Below are 1,576 nucleotides of genomic sequence, written 5' to 3'. Positions count from 1 at the left end.
GGGCTGGTCACCGCCGAGTGCCGGGGCCGCCCCACCGTCTTCTTCCTGCACCTGGACGGCCCGCTGGCCCGGGCCGCCACCCCGGACGCGGAACGCGTGTTCGCGCGGTCAGCCAACTCCGTAACCGATCGCCTCGGTTGCCCGGCCGTGGGGCCGCGCGGATGACCGGGGCGGACTCCAAGGGAAAGAGCAACATGAACGACAACCCCGAGGACCCCGAGGACCCCGAGGGCCCGGCGACCGCCGCCCCGCCCTCCGCACCCGGTGCTGCGGCACCCGGTGCTGCGGCACCCGGCGCTGCGGGACGCCTGCGCCGGATGGCGCGCAGCCGGGGCGGCATCGCTGTCGTCGGCGCGCTCGTCGGGGCGTTGCTCGGCACCGGCGTCATGAGCTGGCGCTCCGGAGAACTGCCCTTCGTGGCACAGGACATGTGCTGGGGATCGCTCTCGCCCGACGTCGCGGAGGCGCTGTTCACCGACACGGACGTGCGCGGCACCGAGTTGCCGCTGCGCCGGGCGACGGAAGACCAGATGCACACCGAGTGCAGCATGCAGGGGTTCGGCGCCGACGAACTGGAGTCGGAGGTCACCGCTTCGGTGCGGACGCTGGGCGAGCTGAGGGGCGCGCAGGCGTGGGACTGGACGAGGCAGTACCTCTCCTCCCGTATGACTCCGCTGGGCGACGGGGTCACCGGCATGGCGTCCTCCCAACGCGCCTGGGTGGCGCTCCCCACCAGCTGCCATGAAAGGAAGTACGAGCCGGGCGAGGACCCGCCGTTGCGGGTGGTCACGCTGGCCTCGGGGGCGTCCGACCCCGACTACGTGAACGAGGTCGACGCGCGGCGGGGCCTCGACGCGATGTCCCGCGCGGTCGTGCGGCTGGCCAACGGGGTCATGGAAAGGTACGGCTGCGAAGGCCGGTACCCGGACCCGCCGAAGCTGCCAGGACCACCGGAGGGGAAGCGCGTCAAGGCACTGGACGACGACCGGCTGTGCGGCGTCCAGGGCGTGGAGCTGCCCAACTGGGCGCGCGGAAAGGACGTGTCCGTGGCGCGTACCACACCGGGCACCGAGCCGGAGGGGCCCGTCCCGGGCGGCATCCGCTCGTGCGACGTGGGCCGGCCCTTCGCCCTGGACAGGATCCGGCTGGCGACCGTCGCGGACCCGCGACTGGCCGGAGTCGTCTCCCGCGTTCTCGGCGCGCGGGCCGACCGCCTCGGCGGTGACGGCGAGGGCGCCCACGCGGGCGGCCTCAGCGTCTACACGGCGGACTGCCAGCGGGGCCGGACCGCGTTCGTGGCGTGGGAGAAGGAACCCGCGGAGGAGGGCGACGCGGCACCGGACCGCCGATCACTGGGTCTCGCCGTGCTTCCCTCCTACGTCAAGGCCGAGGCGAAGCGCGTCGGCTGCGGCGAGGTGAACGTGAAGGTGCCGCACCTCCCCGCCACATGAGCCCCGTGCCTTCCCGGCACGTCCTCCACCGCCCCGCATGGTCATCGGGACCACGCGGGAGCGGACGGGGGCGGGCCGGGCCCGGGCGGGGGCGAAGCCGCGGTGCCCGACGCGCTGAGCACCGC

The 1,576-nt window shown here is 74.4% G+C and carries 1 protein-coding gene; it reads left to right on the top strand.

Annotation, left to right across the window (positions count from 1 at the left end; all coding sequences use genetic code 11):
• Positions 1 to 194 precede the first annotated feature (194 nt).
• Complete coding sequence (locus tag AB8Z75_RS34480) at positions 195 to 1,451, top strand: hypothetical protein (RefSeq protein ID WP_369209019.1); 1,257 nt, start codon at positions 195 to 197, stop codon at positions 1,449 to 1,451.
• Positions 1,452 to 1,576 lie beyond the last annotated feature (125 nt).

It is taken from the genome of Streptomyces sp. PU-14G (assembly GCF_041028275.1).
Lineage (GTDB): Bacteria > Actinomycetota > Actinomycetes > Streptomycetales > Streptomycetaceae > Streptomyces.
The sequence above is the reverse complement of the archived record's forward strand: the minus strand, read 5'-3'. Positions and strand labels throughout refer to the sequence as shown.